The sequence below is a fragment of the Frigoribacterium sp. PhB160 genome (genome assembly GCF_003751785.1).
Classification (GTDB): Bacteria; Actinomycetota; Actinomycetes; order Actinomycetales; family Microbacteriaceae; genus Frigoribacterium.
In genome coordinates, this window is the sequence record NZ_RKIE01000002.1 from 491817 (window position 1) to 509585 (window position 17769).

General features: G+C 73.8%; 16 protein-coding genes. 9 read left to right on the forward strand and 7 right to left on the reverse strand.

Annotated elements, in window-relative coordinates; all coding sequences use genetic code 11:
- Positions 1–66: 66 nt before the first annotated feature.
- Positions 67–3426, reverse strand: coding sequence for an SdrD B-like domain-containing protein (locus EDF38_RS11300; protein WP_123355504.1), 3360 nt, complete (start codon positions 3424–3426; stop codon positions 67–69).
- A gap of 96 nt (positions 3427–3522) precedes the next feature.
- Between EDF38_RS11300 and glpX the strand changes: the two genes are divergently transcribed.
- Positions 3523–4521, forward strand: coding sequence for a class II fructose-bisphosphatase (gene glpX / locus EDF38_RS11305; RefSeq protein ID WP_123355505.1), 999 nt, complete (start codon positions 3523–3525; stop codon positions 4519–4521).
- 9 nt (positions 4522–4530) lie between these two features.
- Here glpX and EDF38_RS11310 read toward each other — a convergent pair whose 3' ends face one another.
- Positions 4531–5817: a DNA recombination protein RmuC gene (locus EDF38_RS11310; protein WP_123355506.1), complete on the reverse strand. Its 1287-nt coding sequence runs from the start codon at positions 5815–5817 to the stop codon at positions 4531–4533.
- Between the two features lie 61 nt (positions 5818–5878).
- A complete protein-coding gene (locus tag EDF38_RS11315) occupies positions 5879–6514 on the reverse strand; it encodes an exonuclease domain-containing protein (RefSeq protein WP_123355507.1) in 636 nt (211 codons plus the stop codon).
- A gap of 64 nt (positions 6515–6578) precedes the next feature.
- Here EDF38_RS11315 and ychF point away from each other — a divergent pair, with 64 nt between their 5' ends.
- The 4 genes from ychF (at position 6579) to EDF38_RS15930 (ending at position 9672) form a co-directional block, all read left to right on the forward strand.
- Positions 6579–7652, forward strand: coding sequence for a redox-regulated ATPase YchF (ychF, locus tag EDF38_RS11320; protein WP_123355508.1), 1074 nt, complete (start codon positions 6579–6581; stop codon positions 7650–7652).
- Between the two features lie 117 nt (positions 7653–7769).
- Positions 7770–8669 carry a patatin-like phospholipase family protein gene (locus tag EDF38_RS11325; RefSeq protein WP_123355509.1) on the forward strand — a complete coding sequence of 300 codons (900 nt, stop codon included), beginning with the start codon at positions 7770–7772 and terminating at the stop codon, positions 8667–8669.
- Between the two features lie 156 nt (positions 8670–8825).
- A complete protein-coding gene (locus EDF38_RS11330; RefSeq protein WP_158613364.1) occupies positions 8826–9416 on the forward strand; it encodes a Rho termination factor N-terminal domain-containing protein in 591 nt (196 codons plus the stop codon).
- Positions 9417–9519: 103 nt separating this feature from the next.
- Positions 9520–9672 carry a hypothetical protein gene (locus EDF38_RS15930; protein WP_158613365.1) on the forward strand — a complete coding sequence of 51 codons (153 nt, stop codon included), beginning with the start codon at positions 9520–9522 and terminating at the stop codon, positions 9670–9672.
- 105 nt (positions 9673–9777) lie between these two features.
- On the opposite strand, the gene EDF38_RS11335 is transcribed toward EDF38_RS15930, so the two are convergent.
- On the reverse strand, positions 9778–10776 hold the full coding sequence (locus tag EDF38_RS11335) for a bifunctional methionine sulfoxide reductase B/A protein (protein ID WP_123355511.1): 999 nt from the start codon (positions 10774–10776) through the stop codon (positions 9778–9780).
- Between the two features lie 114 nt (positions 10777–10890).
- On the opposite strand from EDF38_RS11335, the gene EDF38_RS11340 reads away from it, so the two are divergent.
- Positions 10891–12516, forward strand: a complete 1626-nt coding sequence (locus tag EDF38_RS11340; RefSeq protein WP_123355512.1) for an ABC-F family ATP-binding cassette domain-containing protein — start codon at positions 10891–10893, stop codon at positions 12514–12516.
- Here EDF38_RS11340 and EDF38_RS11345 read toward each other — a convergent pair.
- Genes EDF38_RS11345 through EDF38_RS11355 form a run of 3 tightly spaced genes read right to left on the reverse strand, consistent with a single transcriptional unit; the run spans position 12513 to position 14726 of the window.
- Positions 12513–12827, reverse strand: a complete 315-nt coding sequence (locus EDF38_RS11345) for a hypothetical protein (RefSeq protein ID WP_123355513.1) — start codon at positions 12825–12827, stop codon at positions 12513–12515. The genes EDF38_RS11340 and EDF38_RS11345 overlap by 4 nt on opposite strands.
- A 19-nt stretch (positions 12828–12846) precedes the next feature.
- Entirely contained in the window at positions 12847–13719 is an 873-nt protein-coding gene (locus tag EDF38_RS11350) for a siderophore-interacting protein (RefSeq protein WP_233572399.1), read from the reverse strand.
- Positions 13720–13721: 2 nt separating this feature from the next.
- Positions 13722–14726, reverse strand: coding sequence for an iron-siderophore ABC transporter substrate-binding protein (locus EDF38_RS11355; protein ID WP_123355514.1), 1005 nt, complete (start codon positions 14724–14726; stop codon positions 13722–13724).
- 123 nt (positions 14727–14849) lie between these two features.
- On the opposite strand from EDF38_RS11355, the gene EDF38_RS11360 reads away from it, so the two are divergent.
- From EDF38_RS11360 to EDF38_RS11370, 3 genes are read left to right on the forward strand one after another with little or no spacing between them, the layout of a single operon-like run.
- On the forward strand, positions 14850–15920 hold the full coding sequence (locus EDF38_RS11360) for an iron ABC transporter permease (protein WP_123355994.1): 1071 nt from the start codon (positions 14850–14852) through the stop codon (positions 15918–15920).
- Positions 15917–16942 carry an iron chelate uptake ABC transporter family permease subunit gene (locus EDF38_RS11365; protein ID WP_123355515.1) on the forward strand — a complete coding sequence of 342 codons (1026 nt, stop codon included), beginning with the start codon at positions 15917–15919 and terminating at the stop codon, positions 16940–16942. The genes EDF38_RS11360 and EDF38_RS11365 overlap by 4 nt, the downstream gene beginning before the upstream one ends.
- The gene (locus EDF38_RS11370; protein WP_199734706.1) at positions 16939–17763 is read left to right on the forward strand and encodes an ABC transporter ATP-binding protein; all 825 of its coding nucleotides are present in this window, start codon (positions 16939–16941) and stop codon (positions 17761–17763) included. Before EDF38_RS11365 ends, EDF38_RS11370 begins: the two co-directional genes overlap by 4 nt.
- Positions 17764–17769 lie beyond the last annotated feature (6 nt).

Below are 17769 nucleotides of genomic sequence, written 5' to 3' on the forward strand. Positions count from 1 at the left end.
GGGCCGACCTCGTCGAGATCGGCCCCGCCAGGGGAGCGAGGCGGGGTGCCCCGCTCCCCGGACCGCTCAGTCGTCCGTCGGGACGAGCGCGACCGCTCGCCGACGCAGGACGCCCATGACCCCGAGGGTGAGGAGGGCGGCGGCGAGCACTCCGAGCCCGGCGACCCCGGCGCCGGTGAAGGCGAGACGGCGGGGCGTCGCCACGGTGCCAGCGCCAGCGACGTCGCTGCTGGGGCCGGTGCCGGTGCCGGTGCCGGCATCGCCGGGGGTGGGCGGTGCGGGAGTCGACCCGTCGCCCGGCTCGCCGGGGCCGTCCGGATCGGGGAGGGCACCTGCGTCGACGTGGTCGTCGCGGTCGACGTCGACGGTCTCGCCGGCATCGCCCGTCACGCGCTCGAGCACGACGCTCGCCGTGCCGGTCTCGTCGACGTCGGAGTCGAGGGCGTCGTCGTCACCGACGTGGCTGACGGTCCACCCGCCCGGCACGGTGCCGAACGCGACGTCGTAGCTGCCGGGGCGGAGTCCGGTGAACGAGTAGCTGCCCTCGGCGTCGGTCTCGGTCGACCGGGAGACGGGCTCGCCACGGTCGTCGGTGCCCGAGAGCTGCACGGGGTGTGCGGGGCGACCGGGCTCGTCGGTGCCCTGCAGGCCGTCGCCGTCGAGGTCCGTCCACACCGTGTGGCCGACCGAACCCGCCACGGCGCGACTGGTCACGACCTCGGACGAGGCCGTCAGGTCGATGCCGGCGACGCGGATCGCGAAGCGTGACGCCCACACGTCGCCGTCGGACTGACCGTCTCCGCCGACGAGGACGAGGTCGTGCTCGACCTCGCCCCCGCTCGGGACGGCGACGTTGCGGTCGACGCGCACCGCGGTCACGGCCGCGAGGTCACGCGGGCAGCCCGGCGCGCCGAACTCGGCCTCGGTGCACCAGCGGGTGCGGCCTCCGGGAGCGTTGGAGGCGTCGGCCGGGTCGTGGGAGACGCTCGCGGACTCGGCCGACGTGTACAGCACCGTCTCCGACCCGTCCGCGACCACCGGTGCGTCGAGCCTCGGGCGCGCAGCGGTCGTCGTGCCGGCGGCGTCGCCGTCGAAGGGCAGCACCGAGATGAGGGACGTCGACTCGAGGGCCTCGGACCCGACGTTGCCGTAGGTGAGCGTCAGGACGACGCGGTCGCCGACCACGTGGACGGGGGCGTCGACCCGTTCGCGGGCGTCGAAGCCGCTGCCGGCGAGCACGCGCAGGGCCCGGTGCGTCGTCCGGTTCACCTCGGCGGAGACGTCGCGGCTCGACTCGATCGTCGCCGTGTTGATCGCCTCGGCCCCCACGACGGCGCGGACGAACCGGGCGTCGAAGGTGAGGGGAGGGAGGTCGTCGTTGACGTCGACGCGCTCGAGTGACCAGGTGAGGCGCTGGCGGGTGACGCCGTCGACCTCGACCTCGTCGATCGTGGGCGTGAGCGAGCCCGAGCCGTCGACGTAGGCCGCCCCGGCCGGCAGCACGTCGCGGACGACGACCGTCTCGGGGAGTTCGTCGTCGGAGGCGTTCGTGACGGAGGGGTAGAGCGCGTACCGGATGGTGCCGCCCGCCGTGACGAAGCTGGTCTCGTCCGGGGTGTCGTGGGCGTCGTGGCCCGGGTCGACCACGGCGCTCCGGATGCGGGCGGTGTTGCTCGTGACCGTCAGGAAGTCGGACCAGGCGCTGTTGGCGCTGTGCGCGTCGCCCGGGGTGTGGACCCACTCGCCGTCGGGGGCCGTGCGGAGGCTGGCGAAGGTGCGCATGCGCGTGTAGTTCTCGAGCCGGGACGAGGCGGTCAGGTGGACGTGGAACCCGAGGGAGACGGTGGCGGGGTGGTCGTAGGTCCAACGGACGGCGCCGACGGCGGACGGCCCGCCCTCGACCTGCCGGGGGTCCTCGGACCAGGCGAGGTCGTCGTCCTCACAGGTCTGCTCCTTCGCCCGCTCGGGGTCGGAGCCGTCGAACGCGGCGAACTGCGGGCGGCCGGTCGTGCCGGGGCGGTTGGACGCCGCCCACGAGCCGGGGCTGCTCTCCCGCAGCCGCTGCACGGAGTTGTCGAAGACGCTGCACACGACGGTGCCGGTCCAGTCGGCGGTGCCGCGGTTGTTCAGCGTCGTGGTGGCGAGCAGGGTCTGCCCGGGCGTGACGTAGGGCTCGTCGTTCTTGCCGGAGAGGGGGAACGACGACCGCGACGCGGTGTCCCACCCGGCGTAGCTCTGCGAGCCGGTGACGCCCGGCTTGTCGCTGATGTTGCGGTCGGCGACGTTGTTGGCGAGGGGCTCGCCCTCGCCGTCGTAGTTCGCCCGCCCGCTGACCGACGTGGCGTCGAGGTCGCGGTAGACGTTGCGGGCCGTGAACGACGTGCTCTCGGGAGGCTGCGGGACCCACAGGCTGACGTAGCCCGAGACCACGTACGGCTCGACGCCGCCGGGGATCGGGCCCCCGGAGACGTTCTTGGTCGGCGTCGACGCCATGCTCGTGTCGGTGCCGCGGATCTGGACGGTCACCGGTTCGCCCGGGGCGCTCTGCTCGCAGGTCACGGTGCCGGTGTCGACGACGGCGCGCTCGCCGCCGCCGCTGCCGCCCGGGGCGGTGGGCATCTGACCGGTGTTGACGCCGCACGCCGGAGCTCCGTCGACGGGCAGCAGCACCGCCGGGCTGTCTTCTCGGCCGTACATCCGCGAGACGTCGTCGACGAAGCTGATGCCGTCGCGCAGGCGCTCGTAGCCGAGCAGCCCGCCGTCCTCGGCCAGTGACTCGAAGTGCATGAGGATCGGGTAGACGATGCGGAAGCCCGGGCTCGTGCCGTCGGGTCCCACGGCCGCGCTGAAGACGGGCAGCACCCGGTTCATCGAGAGGTCGAAGCGAGGAGCGGCCGAGACCGTCACGGCGGGCACGACGGCCTCGACGGGGCCGACGCCCTCGGCGTCGGCGGTCACGGCCGGGCGGAGGAGGGTGCCGTGGGTGAGCGAGGTCGAGGCGGTGCCCACGACGCTCACCGTGCGGGCGCCGCTCGTGATGGTGCCGAGCTCGCAGCGGAGGTCGCGGCCCGAGACGACCGAGCCGGGGAGGCACTCGTCGGGCAGCCGGGACCACGTCATGCCCTCGGGCGCGACGGCGTCGAAGCCCCCGTCGGCCGCCTGGCCGTCGGTGGTGCCGACCGTGACGGCGTACACGATCGAGTCGGCCGTGCGCACGATGCCGTTGCGACCGGAGCTGTCACCGCCCGGCCGGTCGTCGTCGGTGAAGAGGCCGAGGCCGTCGGAGGTGACCGCGACGGCGATGCGGAGGTCGGTCGCGGCAGGCGACACGGCGACTGCGGCGGGCGCGGCGTCGACGGCGACGAGGCCGGCGGCCGCCAGCAACGACGCCGCGACGGCGGCCGCCCGGGGACGGGGGAGTCTCATGGTGGTCCTTTCCAGGAGGCATGAATGCCTCATCCGATCCGCAAACATATCGCATGACGGCCGTTCGCAGAAGGGGGCGAGAGCTATGCTTCAGGGATGGCTGACTCGTCCTCCGGAAACCTGTACACGCACCCCGACCGCAACCTCGGCATGGAGCTGGTGAGGGCGACCGAGGCAGCCGCCATCCGCAGCGCCCCCTTCATCGGCAAGGGCGACAAGAACGCCGCCGACGGCGCCGCGGTCGACGCGATGCGCAAGTTCCTCGGCACCGTCGCCTTCGACGGCGTCGTCGTGATCGGCGAGGGCGAGAAAGACGAGGCGCCGATGCTGTTCAACGGCGAGCACGTCGGCAACGGCTTCGGCCCCGCCTGCGACATCGCCGTCGACCCGATCGACGGCACGAGCCTCACCGCCGCCGGCCGCATGAACGCCCTCTCGGTGATCGCGGTCAGCGACCGCGGCAGCATGTTCGACCCCAGCGCCGTCTTCTACATGGACAAGATCGTCACCGGCCCCGAGGGCATCGGCGTCATCGACCTCGACAAGCCGGTCGGCGACAACATCCGCGCCCTCGCCGACGCGAAGGGCCTGTCGGTCGAGGACATCCAGGTGGCGGTCCTCGACCGTCCCCGTCACGCCGACCTGATCCAGCAGATCCACGCCGCCGGCGCCGGCACCCGGCTGCTGCTCGACGGCGACGTCGCCGGCGGCATCAACGCCGCCCGGCCCGACTCGCGCATCGACATGTGCGTCGGCATCGGCGGCACCCCCGAGGGCATCATCACGGCCTGCGCCGTGAAGGCGCTCGGCGGCCTGATCCTCACGCGCCTGGCCCCGAAGGACGACGCGGAGCGCCAGAAGGCGATCGACGCGGGTCACGACCTCGACCGCGTGCTCGACCAGGACGACCTCGTCAAGGGCGACAACGCTTACTTCGTCGCGACCGGTGTCACCGACGGCGCGCTCGTCGCGGGCGTCAAGCGCAAGCAGGGCATGATCCGCACGTCGAGCATCGTGCTGCGCTCGCACTCGGGCACCATCCGTCGCGTCGAGGCCGACCACCTCGTCTCGAAGTGGTACGGCGAGGACGCCTGAGCCCAGTCCTCAGCGACCGTCGAGCGCCCCCGCCGACGACCTCTCCCGGTCGTCGTCGAGGGCGGTCGTCAGTTCGGGGGCGGTGAGGTCGCGGGGGATGTCGTCGATCAGCCCCGGGGCCGCGAGCGTCTTCGACTCGTCGAGCATGCTGAGGCGGCGGGCCGAGGGCAGCACGGTGCGCTCGAGCGACCCGACGAACCGGTTGTAGTCGGAGACGGACCCCCGCAGCGACCGGCCGAGCTTGTCGACGTGGCCCGCCATCGTCGAGAGCCGCCCGTAGAGCTCGCGGCTGAGGTCGAACAGCGTCTTGGCCTCGGCCGTGACGACGTCCTGCTGCCAGCTGAACGCGACGGTCTTGAGCACCGACCACAACGTGACCGGCGACGCGAGGGCCACCCGCTTCTGGAAGGCGTAGTCCATGATCGACGGGTCGGCCTCGAGCGCGGAGGAGACGAGCGACTCGCTCGGGATGAACGCGATGACCAGTTCCGGGGACGACTCGAGACCGGCCCAGTAGGTCTTGGCCGACAGGGCGTCGACGTGAGCCCGGAGCGCCTTCACGTGCTGCTTCACGAGCGCGTCGCGTCGCGCGCCCTCTTCCCCGGTCGCCGTGGCGGGGATGCTGCTGGCCTCGAGGAAGGCCGTGAAGGGCACCTTCGCGTCGACCGCGATGTTCTTGCCGCCCGGCAGGTGCACGACCATGTCCGGCCGGCCGGCGCCGGCGTCGCTCGTGATGCTCGTCTGCACGTCGAAGTCGACGCGCTCGACGAGGCCGGCCGCCTGCACGACGTTGCGCAGCTGCGTCTCGCCCCAGACGCCGCGGGTGCTGTTCGAGCGGAGCGCCGACGCGAGCGACTCGGCCGTGCCGCGCAGCCGTTCCTCCGACGCGCTCGCCACGCGCAGCTGCTCGCTCAGGGCGCCGTACTGGTGCGCCCGCTGCTCCTCCAGCTCGGCGACCTTCGCCTGGACGGCGGCGAGGCTCTGCGCCACCGGGCTGAGGGCCGTCATGACGCGACCGTCGGAGCGGTCGCGCTCGGCCTCGGCGATGCGCACGTCACGCAGGCGGTCCTGGAACTCCTGGAGGCGCGCCTCCTGCCCCGCGGTCTGGCGGCGGTGGAGCTCGTCGAGCTCGACCAGGCGCTCACGCAGGCCCGCGGCGGTGGCGCGCTCGGCGGCGGCGTCGGCCGCGAGGCGCCCGGCCTGCTCGACGGCCCGGGTGCGGGCGACGAGCACGCCGAGGGCGAGCCCGAGGGCGAGCGAGACGAGGGCGATGACGACGACGAGCGGAGGGGTCATGCGAGGAGTGTGTCAGCGCCCACCGACATCGAGCGGCACCCTCGCGGGGCGCTGCCGTGGGTCAGCGGAAGACGACGCGGCGGCGCGGCGCCGGGGCGGGGCCGGACCCGGGCTCGGCGACGGGCGCCGCGGGCGTGAGGCGCTTCATGCCGACGCGGGCCGTGTCGGCCAGCTGCCGAAGGTCGTCGGCGCCGTGCACCTGGGCGGCGTGCACCACGATCGCGGCGCACGCCTCGGCGTCGGCGAGGGCGTCGTGGTGCGAGAAGCCGGTGAAGCCGGCGGCCGCCGCGGCGAGGGGGAGGCGGTACGAGTCGAGCGCGTAGGTCTTGCGGGCGACCTGCAGGCTGCAGAGGTAGGCCCACGACGGGGGAGTCACGCCGGTGGCGGCGCAGGCGCCCTTGATGACGCCCATGTCGAAGCCGGCGTTGTGGGCGACGAAGACGTCGATGCCCGCGAAGTCGGCGATGAGGTCGAACTGCTCGTGCCACTCGAAGGCGTCGACCACGTCGTCGGCGCGGATGCCGTGGATGCGGGTGTTCCACTCGAGGAAGGCGTCGTGCCCGGCCGGGGGCTTGATCAGCCAGCCGACCTTGTCGACCACGACCCCGTCGCGCACCTTGACGAGACCCACGGAACAGGCCGACGCGCTGCTCGAGTTCGCGGTCTCGAAGTCGATCGCGGTGAAGTCGATGGGCATCGGGCCATGGTCTCACGGGCCCCCGACATCGCCGGGCGGCGGCGCCCCGGTACGATGGTCGACCGTGGCTCTCACTATCGCGATCGTCGGACTGCCCAACGTCGGCAAGTCCACCCTGTTCAACGCCCTGACCAAGAACCAGGTGCTGGCGGCGAACTACCCGTTCGCGACCATCGAGCCCAACGTGGGCATCGTCAACCTGCCCGACCCGCGCCTCCAGGTGCTCGCCGGTCTCTTCGGCTCGGAGAAGACCCTTCCCGCCCCCGTGTCGTTCGTCGACATCGCCGGCATCGTCAAGGGCGCGAGCGAGGGCGAGGGGCTCGGCAACAAGTTCCTCGCGAACATCCGCGAGGCCGACGCCATCGCCGAGGTCGTCCGCGGCTTCGTCGACCCCGACGTCGTGCACGTCGACGGCAAGGTCGACCCCGAGGGCGACATGGGCACGATCAACACCGAGCTGATCCTCGCCGACCTCGAGACCGTCGAGAAGGCGCTCGTGCGCTACGAGAAGGAGCTCCGCCTCAAGCGCGTCGAGCCGCTCGTGCACGAGACCGCGGTGGCCGCGAAGGAGGCGCTGCAGCGCGGCGAGGCCCTCTCGGCCTCCGGCGTCGACCTCGAGCCGATCCGCGAGCTCGGGCTGCTCACCGCCAAGCCCTTCATCTACGTCTTCAACGTCGACGAGTCGATCCTCACCGACGACGCGAAGAAGGCCGAGCTCTCGGCCCTCGTCGCCCCGGCCGAGGCGGTCTTCCTCGACGCGAAGATCGAGTCGGAGCTCATCGACCTCGACCCGGAGGACGCCGCCGAGCTGCTCTCGTCGACCGGCCAGGACGAGTCGGGCCTCGACCAGCTCGCCCGCATCGGCTTCGAGACGCTCGGCCTGCAGACCTACCTGACGGCGGGCCCGAAGGAGACCCGCGCCTGGACCATCGGCAAGGGCTGGAAGGCCCCGCAGGCCGCCGGCGTGATCCACACCGACTTCGAGAAGGGCTTCATCAAGGCCGAGGTCATCTCCTTCGACGACCTCGTCGAGACGGGCTCCATCGCCGAGGCGCGCTCGGCCGGCAAGGCCCGCATCGAGGGCAAGGAGTACGTCATGCAGGACGGCGACGTGGTGGAGTTCCGCTTCAACAACTGAGGCACGGCGACGAGGTCGGCGAGGCGACGGACGCCGCGCCCTCCGAGCGACCTGGGAGCCGGGCGTCGGCGGGGTCGTAGCGTGGGCCGGTTCCCCACCGTGCCCGAGGAGGCCCCCATGACCGACACCGCCACCGAGACCACCGCCGACGCCCCGGTCGGCCCCCGCACCGCGATCGTCCTCGGCGGCGGAGGCATCACCGGCATCGCGTGGGAGGTCGGCGTGCTGGCGCGCCTCCTCGAGGCCGGCATCCCGCTCGGCGACGCCGACCTCGTCGTCGGCACGTCGGCCGGCTCGGTCGTCGGCACCACCCTCCGTCTCGGCGGCATCGCCGACGCGTACGCCGAGCACCTCGTGCCCGTGCCGGCCGGGTCCACCCCCGAGGCCGTCCTCGACAGCGAGTCGTTCATGGACCGCATCACGCAGGCCATCGCCGGCGCCGAGGGCGAGCAGGACGCCCGCGCCCGCCTGGGCGCCGTCGCCCGCCAGGTGCCCGTCGTCGGCGACGAGCCCGAGCTCGTCACGACCATGCGCGAGCGCTTCGGTGCCGACGCCGCCTGGCCCGCGGGGGAGCTGGCGGTCTGCACCATCGACGCCACCGACGGCGAGTTCCGGGTGCTGACCCGCGCCTCCGGCGTCCCCCTGCACGTCGCGGTCGCGGCCAGCTGCTCCGTGCCGCTCGTCTGGCCGACCGTCGAGGTCGACGGCCGCGCGACGATGGACGGCGGCCTGCGCTCGGGCACCAACGCCGACGTCGCCGACGCCGCCGACCGCGTGCTCGTGCTCTCGTGCGGCCCCGAGCTGCCCCAGTCGCCGCTCGGGCCCACCCTGCCCGGCGTCGTCGCCACCCGCCAGGACGCCGGCCGCCCGGCCTTCGTCGTCGAGGCCGACGCCGAGAGCCTCGCCGCCTTCGGCCCCAACTCGCTGTCGGGCGCGACCCGGCAGGCCGCGGCCGAGGCCGGTCGTCGCCAGGCCGAGGGCGTCATCGACGCCATCCGGGCCTACTGGCAAGGCTGAGCCGACCCCGTCGCGCCGAGGCAGGGTCGGGCGCAGCCGAGCCCTGCGCGACTGGGTCCGGGCCGCGCGGTGCCTGCGAGCCTCCTCCGAGCTCCCTGCGCCCCCGGTGCCAGGCTTGAGGCGACCCGCACCGCCCACCCGAGCAGAGGAGTCCCCGTGGCCGACAAGAAGAAGAGCACGAAGAAGACCGAGTCCGCGAGCACCGCCGCCGACCTGAAGAAGCGACGCAAGGCCGTCGACTCGGCCCTCGACGCGGTCTCCGCGGCCCTCGACGACGTCGCGTCCGCCGCGAAGTCGCTCGCCAAGGCCGACGGCGCGAAGTCGACGAAGAAGGCTCGCGCCGCGCTCGACGACGCGGTCGACGCCGCCCGCTCCGGGGTGAAGCAGGCCGAGAAGGCGACCCGCAAGGTCGTCAAGACCGCCACCGCCGGAGGCGCGGCCCCGGCGCCCGCAGCGGCCTCGGCCCCGAAGCCCACCAAGTCGGCCTCGCAGGTGCAGGCCGAGGTGGCCCAGAAGTCGGTCGTCACCTCCACCTCGACGCCCCCGACGCCGGCGCGTGCCGCCTACACGCCCCCGCTGCCGCACGCCGACGAGACCACGGTCACGGACGCCGCCGGCCACGAGGAGCACCTCGACCTGCACGCCCAGACCCTCGTCGCGCTGCGCTCCCTCGCGCGCACCAAGGGCGTCGCCGGCGTCTCGCGCCTCACGAAGGCCCAGCTGATCGAGAAGCTGCAGCAGGCCTGACCCGTGGCCGGGCCCCGGCGGCGCGAGCACCCCAGGTCACGACCGCCTGGGGGTCCGCCGCGTCGCCTTGTGCCACGGCCCCGCCACCGGGGAGGATCGTCGGGTGGAGACCTTCATCATCGCCCTCATCGTCCTCGGTTCCGTCATCGTCACGCTCGCGATCCTGTGGCTCCTGCTGGCACCGGTCGTCGACATCGCCCTGTCGCGCCGCGCGCAGGCCGAGGCGACGTCGAAGGTCGTCCCCGTGCGCCGCTGACGCGGGCGCCTGCCCGGCGCAGGCGTCCTGATGCCAGACGACCCGCGCCTCCCCGCCTCGAGCGATCGAGAGGAGGAGGTGCGGGTCGCGTCGTACGGGGAGGCGTCAGCCGGCCGCCACCTGGTCGCGCTTCGGCAGCACCCAGCCCTGACGGACGAAGTGGCACGTGTAGCCGCCGGGCTGCTTCTCGAGGTAGTCCTGGTGCTCCTCCTCCGCCTCCCAGAAGTCGCCCGCGGGGGCGACCTCGGTGACGACCTTGCCGGGCCACAGGCCGGAGGCGTCGACGTCGGCGATGGTGTCGAGGGCCGTCTCGCGCTGCTCGTCGCTCGTGTAGAAGATCGCCGAGCGGTAGCTGTCGCCGATGTCGTTGCCCTGGCGGTCCTTCGTCGACGGGTCGTGGATCTGGAAGAAGAACTCGAGGATCTCGCGGTACGAGGTCAGGCCGGGGTCGAAGACGATCTCGACGGCCTCGGCGTGGCCGGCGTGGTTGCGGTACGTCGCGTTCGCGACCGTGCCGCCGGAGTAGCCGACGCGCGTCGACACGATGCCCGGACGGCGGCGGAGGAGCTGCTGCGCGCCCCAGAAGCAGCCGCCCGCGAGGATCGCGGTCTCGGTCGTTCCGCTGGGGGCGGGGGTGGACTCAGGGGAGAAGAGCGTCATGAGGGAACCGTATCCTTCGGTCTCGAGTTCGGAGTGGGGGACGAAGCGGAGGGCCGCCGAGTTGATGCAGTAGCGGAGGCCGCCCGTGGCGGTCGGCCCGTCGCGGAAGACGTGGCCGAGGTGGCTGCCGGCGCCCGACGACCGCACCTCGGTGCGCCGCGCGAAGAACAGGCCCTCGCGGGTCTCGACGACGGTGTCGGCGTCGATCGGACGGGTGAAGCTCGGCCAGCCGGTGCGGCTGTCGAACTTGTCGGTCGAGGCGAACAGGGGCTCGCCCGAGACCACGTCGACGTAGATGCCGGGCTCGTGCGTGTCCCAGTACTCGTTGCGGAACGCGGGCTCGGTGCCTCCGCCCTGCGTCACGCGCCGCTGGAGGGCGGTGAGCCGGGCGAGGGCCTCGGGGGTCGCCTCGTAGTCGGGGGTGCTGCCGAGATCGTCTGTCATGGTGCCTCCTCTTCGGAGCGACGACGCACCCGGTGCGGTGCGCCCCCGGCTCCGGGGGGTGCAACGCACGAGGCCCGGTCGGTGTTCCGCCGGGTCGCTGCGAGACTGGTGGGCATGAGCCTGATCCGACTGAACGACGTCACCGTGCGCTTCGAGCAGCGCCCCGTCCTCCGCGAGGCGTTCTTCCGGCTCGAGCAGGGCGACCGCGTCGGCCTCATCGGGCGGAACGGCTCGGGCAAGTCGACGCTGCTCAAGCTCGTGCTCGACCAGGTGCAGCCCGACGAGGGCATCGTCAGCGTCGACGACGGGCTGCGGCTCGGCTACTTCTCCCAGTTCAGCGAGCTCGACGGCACGATGAGCGTCACCGAGGTGCTGCAGGGCCTCTTCGACGACGTCCGCGCGATGGAGGGCGAGCTCGCCGAGATCGACGGGGCCATCGCGGTCGCGGCGGTGGACCCCGACCAAGGCGACGAGCTGACGCGCCTCATCGAGCGGCAGAGCGAGCTGTTCGGCGAGATGGACCGCCTCGACGGCTGGGAGTACCCGCGCCGCATCGACACCGCCCTCACCGTCCTCGGGTTCGACGAGGCCCACCGCACGAGCCCGATCGAGGCGCTGAGCGGCGGCTGGCGCAACCGCGCGGCGCTCGCGAAGATCCTCCTCGAGGAGCCCGACGTGCTGCTGCTCGACGAGCCCACCAACTTCCTCGACGTGGCCGGCGTCGAGTGGCTCGAGCAGTGGTTCCGCGACTTCCGCGGCGCGGCGATCGTCGTGTCGCACGACCGGCAGTTCCTCGACGCGGTCGTCACGCGCATCGTCGAGGTCGAGAACTACCACCTGCACGAGTACCCGGGCGCCTTCGCCGAGTACGTCGTGCAGAAGCAGTTCCGCCTCAAGACGCTCGAGTCGCAGTTCGCCCACGAGTCCGAGCTGCTCGCGTTCGAGTCGGAGGGCATCTCCGACCGCCGCGAGGCCGCCAAGGCCGCACGCTCGGCGAAGGCCGGAGGCGGCAGCGGGCTCACCAAGGACCTCGCCAAGATCAAGAAGCAGCGCACCCCGCGCCCGGTCGACCAGATCATCACGGAGATCTACGGCGGCCTGCACGTCAAGGACGTGCTCTGCCGCGTCGAGGGGCTCGGCAAGGCCTACGGCGACAAGACGCTCTTCGACGACCTCACCCTCGAGCTGCGCCGTCGCGACCGCGTCGTGGTCGTCGGCGCCAACGGCAGCGGCAAGAGCACGCTGCTGCGCGTGCTCGAGGGCACCGAGCGCGCCGACCGGGGCCGTGTCGACTGGGCGGGCGGCGCCCGCGTCGTCTCGTACAACCAGGTGCTCGCCGACCTCGACGACGCCGACACCGTGACCCACTCGGTGAACGCGATGCCCGACAGCCTCGCGTTCGCCGCGACGCGGAAGTCGGTCGGGCGCTTCCTGGCGATGTTCCAGTTCTCGGACGCCGAGCTGCAGCAGCGAATCGGGGCGCTCTCCGGCGGTCAGCGGGCTCGGGTCGCGATGGCGCAGTGCCTCCTGTCGGGGGCGTCCGTGCTCCTGCTCGACGAGCCGACGAACCACCTCGACATGGCGAGCACGCAGGTCATGGAGCGCGCGCTCGTCCACTTCCCGGGCGCGGTGGTCGTCGTGTCGCACGACCGGTTCTTCAGCGAGAAGGTCGCGAACCGGCGCATCGCGTTTGGGGTCGAGGGCGCCGAGGTCGGCGAGCTCGAGGTCGGCGCGGCCTAGGCGTCGGCGGGCCCGGAGCCGCCGCGCGCGCCCTCCGCGCCCGGCCGGTTCGTCCATCGCGTCAGCAGCGCCGCCGCGACGGCCCGCGGGCACGGCACGGTCTCGCTCGTGCCCGACGTCGTCGTGAGCGTGACCTCGGTCAGGGCGCCGCGATCGACGGTGTCGATGCCGGCGATGCAGTCGTGCCCTACCCGGACGAACTCGGGCTCGTCGGCGCTGGAGACCGGTCTCGTCGCGTAGAGGAAGTGGTCGTCGAAGAGACAGACCTCGAACCACCGGCCCGAGACCTCCCACCGCGTGCAGAACCTCACCGCGACAGCTTACCGAGCGTCAGTCGGCGAAGATGGCCCCGACCGGCTCGCGCTTCTCGGCCTGGAAGCGGTCCTCCTCGCGCCCCAGCGCCCAGTACGCCGAGATCGAGAGGGAGGCGCGGTCCAGGCGCCACGTGTCGTGGAGGACGACCCGCGCCTCCTTGACCATCCCGCGCTCGCCGTGCGCGAAGACGACGACCGGCCCGGTCGGCACGTCGAGGGCGCGGAGCGCCTCGAGCAGGAGCGTCCCGGGCACCGCGTCGCCGCGGTGCAGCCAGCGGAGCTCGACGCCCTCCGGGTGCTCGAGGGCGAGCTCGTCGGCCGGGCCCTCGACCTCGACGAGGGCGAGCCCCGTGGCCCCGGCGGGCATCCGCTCGAGGGCGGCGGCGATCGCCGGCAGGGCCGAGTCGTCACCGAGCAGCAGGTCGGGCACGGCCGGGTCGGCCGACGGACGCCAGAGCCCGCCCGGGCTCGACGTCGCGAGCAGGTCGCCCGGCCGCGCGGCCAGGGCCCAGGGGCCCGCCACCCCGACGTCGCCGTGCACGACGAAGTCGATCGCGATCGTGCGGGCAGCTCGGTCGACCGACCGGATCGTGTAGGTGCGCCGCACCGGCAGCTCGTCGGCGGCGACCCGCGTGCGCAGCGCGTCGAGGTCGAACGGCGGCACGAGCGACGAGCCGGGGCGCGGCAGCAGCAGCTTGACGTACGCGTCGGTCGCCTCGAGCTGCTCGGCGCCCGCCTCGAGGAACCCGTCGACGGCCTCGCCGCCGAGGTGCACGCGCATGAGGTGCGGGCTGAGCCGCTCGGTGCGGTCGACGACGAACACGTGCTGGCTGCGGGCGGCCCGCGGGGCGCGCTCGGGGCGGGCGGGCTCGGTCGGCAGGGTCGTCACGGTCAGCTCTGCGTCGCCGCCTCGAGCAGCGGCACGAGCTCCTCGAGGGCATAGGTGCGCGAGAGCGAGGTGCCGAGCGAGTAGGCCGACGAGACGTCGCCGTCGATGACGACGTCGTGCCCGGCCTCGACGGCGGGCAGGGCGAGCCACTGCGGGTCGTCCGTGATCTCGGTCGTGTCGATGTAGATCGGGAAGGCGACGATGACGTCGGCGTCGATCACGTCGAGCTGCTCGGACGAGATGGTGACCGAGAAGCCGCCCGAGTTGGCCGGCAGGGCCGCGATGCCGGGGTTCTGCTCGAACCCGAGGTCCTCGAGGAGCCCGACGCGCTCCGAGCCCTCGACGTAGGCGCCCCAGCCCTCGCTGGTCTTCGTGGCGGCGGTGACCGTCTTCCCGTCCCACTCGGGGTGGGCGTCGGCGGCGGCCTCGACCTCGGCCTCGCTCTGGTCGACGAGGCGGTCGCCCTCCGCCGACAGGCCGAGCGCGGAGGAGACGAGCTCCATCTGGTCCTCGAAGTCGGTCAGGTAGTTGTCGCCGCCCTCGGGCACGCCGACGGTGGTCGCGATGCTCGAGAGGCGGTCGTAGCGGTCCTGGTCGCCCGAGCCCTTGGTGTCGAGGATGAGGTCGGGCTGGAGGGCCGCGATCGCCTCGTACGACGGGTCGAGCGTGCCGATGATCTCGGGGGACCGGTCGTAGAGGCCCTGCGCCCAGGGGCCGACGCCGTCCGCGTCGTCGCCGAACGCCAGCCAGTCGGAGGCGCCCACCGGCTGCACGCCCAGCGCCAGCGCGGTCTCGGCGTCGCCCCAGCCGAGCGCGACGACCCGCTCGGGCTGCTGGTCGACGGTCACCTCGCCGAACTTCGTGTCGACGGTCAGCGGGAAGGAGTCGGTCGCGGCGGGGGCGGCCGACCCCGACGGGGCGTCGGAGGACGGGGCGCCGGCGGAGCAGCCGGTGAGGGCGAGGGTCGCCACGGCCAGGACGGCGGCGAGCTTGACGGGGGTGCGCATGAGGTCCTCGAGGGGTCGGGGGCAGGGAGGGTCGACGGGGCCGGGCCGGCCGTCGGTCGTGCTGGGGGAGGGGCCGTCCGCACGAGGCGGAGACCCAGGTGAGGTTAGCCTAAGCTAATGGGCATGGCGACCTCCACCCCACCCGGCGTCGTCCGGGCCGGGGCGTCGGCATCGGGCGGTCGTCGGGCCGCCGCCCGCCTCGCCTGGCTGCTCGCCGCGCTCGGGCTGCTCGTCGTGGCGGTGCTGCTCAGCCTCGCGGTCGGCGCGCGCCCCGTGCCGCTCGACGCCGTGGTGCGGATCGTGACCGGCGGCGCCGACGGGTCGGGCGCGTCCGCGGCCGACGTCACCGCCGTGCTCGACCTGCGCCTGCCGCGCACGGCCGCCGCCCTGGTCGCCGGTGCCGGCCTCGGGGTCGCCGGCGCGGTCGCGCAGGCCGTCACCCGCAATCCGCTCGCCGACCCCGGGATCCTCGGCGTCACCTCGGGCAGCGCCTTCGCCGTGTCGCTCGCCGTCGGCTTCGCGGGCGTCACCGCGCCGTCGGGCTGGGTCTGGGCGTCGTTCGCCGGCGCCGCCCTCGCGACGGTCGCCGTGTCGCTGATCGGCGGGGCCGGGCGGTCGGGCGGCAGCCCCGCACGCCTCACTCTGGCCGGGCTCGCGCTCGGCGCCGTGCTGAGCGGCGTCACCTCGGCCATCGTGCTCGCCGACCCGCGCCGCTTCGACGCCGTCCGCGCGTGGGAGGTCGGCTCGCTCGCCGACCGCGGCTGGGCGCCCGTCGCCACGGTCGCGCCGTTCGTCGTCGCCGGCGTCGTCGTCGCGCTCGTCGCCTCGCGGCCGCTCGACGCGGTCGCCCTCGGCGACGACCACGCGTCGTCGGTGGGCGTCTCGGTGCCGACCGTGCGCGTCGTCGCCCTCGTCGTCGTCACCCTGCTGGCCGGAGGCGCGACCGCCGTCATGGGCCCGGTCGCCTTCCTGGGCCTCATGGTCGCGCACCTCGCCCGCGGCGTCGTGGGCGCGAGCCAGCCGTGGACCATCGGCCTGTCGGCGGTCCTCGGGCCGGTGCTGCTCCTGCTCGCCGACGTCGTCGGCCGCGTGGTCGCGCCCCCGGGCGAGCTGGCGGCCGGGCTCGTGGTGGCCGCCGTCGGCGCACCGGTGCTGATCGCGATCGCGCGCCGCCGCCCCGGGAGCGCGCGGTGAGCGCGGTGTCGACGCGCGCCTCCTCGTCGGGGGTGCGGAGCCCGCGACGCCGTCGACGCCTCGCGACGATCGCGGTCGCCGTGCTGGCGGTCGTCGCCGCGGTCGTCGCGCTCGGGCTCGGCGACTACCCGCTGTCGCCGCTCGAGGTCGTGCGCGCCCTCACCGGCCAGGACGGCTTCGCCTCGACGATCGTGCTCGGCTGGCGGCTGCCCCGCGTGCTCGCCGCGCTCGCGTTCGGGGCGGCGCTCGGGGCGTCGGGCGCGGTCTTCCAGTCGCTGACCCGCAACCCGCTCGGCTCGCCCGACGTCATCGGCTTCTCGACCGGGGCGTACACGGGCGCGATCGTCGTCATCGTCTCGGGCGCGACCTCGTCGGTGGGCACGGCCGGGGGCGCGCTGCTCGGCGGGCTCGTCACGGCGTTCGTCGTCTACCTGCTCGCGTACCGCGGGGGAGTCGAGGGGCTCCGCCTCATCATCGTCGGCATCGGCGTCACGGCCGTGCTGCACTCGGTCAACACCTGGCTGCTGCTGCGCGCCCAGACCGAGGTCGCCATCACCGCCTCGTTCTGGGGCGCGGGCTCGCTCGCCCTCGTCGGCTGGTCGGAGCTCGTGCCCGCCGCCCTGCTGCTCGTCGTGCTCGGCGCGGCGACGGCGCTGCTCGCCCGGCCCCTGCGGCAGCTCGAGCTCGGCGACGACGTGGCCCGGTCGCACGGCCTCCGCACCGAACGGTCGCGCCTCGCGCTCGTGGTCGTCGGGGTCGCCCTGACCGCGGTCGTGACGGCGAGCACCGGGCCGATCGTCTTCGTCGCGCTCGCCGCGCCGCAGCTGGCCCGCCGCCTGACCCGGTCGGCCGGGGTGCCGCTCGCGGCCGCTGCGCCGACCGGGGCCCTGCTGCTGCTCGTCGCCGACGTCGTCGCGCAGCACGTCGCCGCGAACCCCGTGCCGGTGGGGCTCGTCACCCTGGTCATCGGCGGGGCGTACCTCGTCGTCCTGCTCGTCGGAGAGAGCCGGAGGGCACCGTGACCGACATCCACCCGACCACCCCGGGCGAGGGGGGCGCGCCCCGCCTCGAGGCCCGGGGCGCCCACCTCGCCTACGAGCGCCGCACGGTCTCCGAGTCGATCGACGCGAGCGTCCGCGACGGCTCGTTCACCGTGATCGTCGGGCCGAACGCCTGCGGCAAGTCGACCCTCCTGCGGGCGTTCGCACGCCTCCTCACGCCCCGGTCGGGCAGCGTGCTGCTCGACGGCCGCGACCTGGCCCGCGTGCCCGCGAAGGAGGCGGCGCGCACGGTCGGGCTGCTGCCCCAGTCGTCGCAGGCCCCCGAGGGCATCACGGTCGGCGAGCTCGTCTCGCGGGGCCGGTACCCGCACCAGGGGCTGTTCCGCCAGTGGTCGGAGGCCGACCGCGACGCCGTGGCGACGGCCCTCGCCGAGACCGACCTCACCGACCTCGTCGACGTGCCGGTCGACGAGCTCTCGGGCGGCCAGCGGCAGCGCGTCTGGGTCGCCACGGCCCTCGCGCAGCAGACGTCGGTGCTGCTGCTCGACGAGCCGACGACGTTCCTCGACATCGCGCACCAGTACGACCTGCTCGACCTCTTCGCCCGGCTGCACGCCCGTGGCACGACCGTCGTCGCGGTGCTGCACGACCTCGCGCAGGCGGCGCGCTACGCGACCGACCTCATCGTCATGCGCGACGGGGAGGTCGTCGTCACCGGCAGCCCGGCCGAGGTGCTCACGGCCGAGCTCGTCGAGCGCGTGTTCGACCTGCCGTGCGTCGTCGTGCCCGACCCGGTGACGGGGACGCCGCTCGTCGTGCCGAGGCGGCGTGGTCTCGTCTGACGGCGG